Source organism: Actinomyces oricola, from assembly GCF_004104015.1.
GTDB lineage: Bacteria > Actinomycetota > Actinomycetes > Actinomycetales > Actinomycetaceae > Actinomyces > Actinomyces oricola.
Window position 1 is genome coordinate 1 of record NZ_RYFV01000069.1, and the last position, 1,141, is coordinate 1,141.

At 60.7% G+C, this 1,141-nt stretch carries 1 protein-coding gene; it reads right to left on the reverse strand.

Annotation, left to right across the window (positions count from 1 at the left end):
• Positions 1 to 9 precede the first annotated feature (9 nt).
• Complete coding sequence (locus EUC46_RS12430) at positions 10 to 1,101, reverse strand: DUF6571 family protein (protein WP_338324490.1); 1,092 nt, start codon at positions 1,099 to 1,101, stop codon at positions 10 to 12.
• Between the last annotated feature and the right edge of the window lie 40 nt (positions 1,102 to 1,141).

Sequence of the window (1,141 nt, forward strand, 5' to 3'; positions counted from 1 at the left end):
TCTCTTACGTCACCCACCTGGAGAGCCCGCCAGGCGGCGGGAACCACTCCATTCCGCACCCCCGGTTACCCACCATCCTTTCCGGCCTCCTCCGACGAAATCCCGCAAACCCCTGTGAATAACCTTCCAGGTCTCTGTTGCCTCGCTCTTCAATAGAGTTGTCGATCGGTCTTGGGTGTAGGCGAGTACGGCCCTCTCCAATTCAGAGGTCTTGTCGCCCGGGCCGGGGATGAAGCAGGATGAAGTGATGCGGGAATCGACAATGGTCCGATTGCGTTGGTCGATTGCCGTGGTATCCCCTTCGAGAGCAGCCTGAGCGGCGGCCTGGAAGAAGCCCGCTGTCGCTGAGTTGGCGTCGATCGCGTTACTGGGATCGTGAAGTGGTATGTAACCCGGGCCAAGGCCGTTCCCGTCGGTTTCGGTGTCAACGGCTGCTGCCACGGATACCATGCGGCGTTGTTCAAAGACGGCAACAGAATTGACGACGGTCTTGAAGTCCGTGGCGTCGCGAGAAATGGCCTGTATCACTCCGGCCAGGCCCTGGGTGGTGTACTGCGGCTGGTAGGACATGCCATATGTCCACACCGGGTTGCCGTAAGCATCAAGGGGGGCGGGCATGATCGTGGGCGCATTTGATGCGCCGTCTGTGCGGGCGGCCTGATCCACCGACCATGGATATGCGCTGACGACGTTGGTCAGCCTGCGTCGACTTAAGTCTGAGAGGTCATTCATGGTCTCGCCGATCGTATTGACCACAGTGGCGGCGAGTGCCGCGCTGGCCTTGGCCTCTGGTGTTGCGGAATCCGGGGTGTCGGCGAATTCTGTGGCGTGGGCGGCCGAGGTCTGGTCGGCGATTCCGGACCAGATGTCGGTCCAGTCATTCTTGCCGATCTCGTGTCGATTCATGAGGGCGGTAACACGCTCGACGTCCGCAGAAGTGCCGCCATTAGGCTCCAAGAACGCCAAAGCGGCCCGATCGTCAGAGATCATGGCGTAGAGCACGCCTATTAAAGGGGCTCTTCGCGGTTGAGGGGGTGGGTTTGGGCGTGTGGGTGCCAGGGTGGGGGTCGAGGCCCTCTGATGATGGGAGTTGCTACACAACCAACTGCCGGAAGGCCTCGACGTGGACCACGCTATCTTT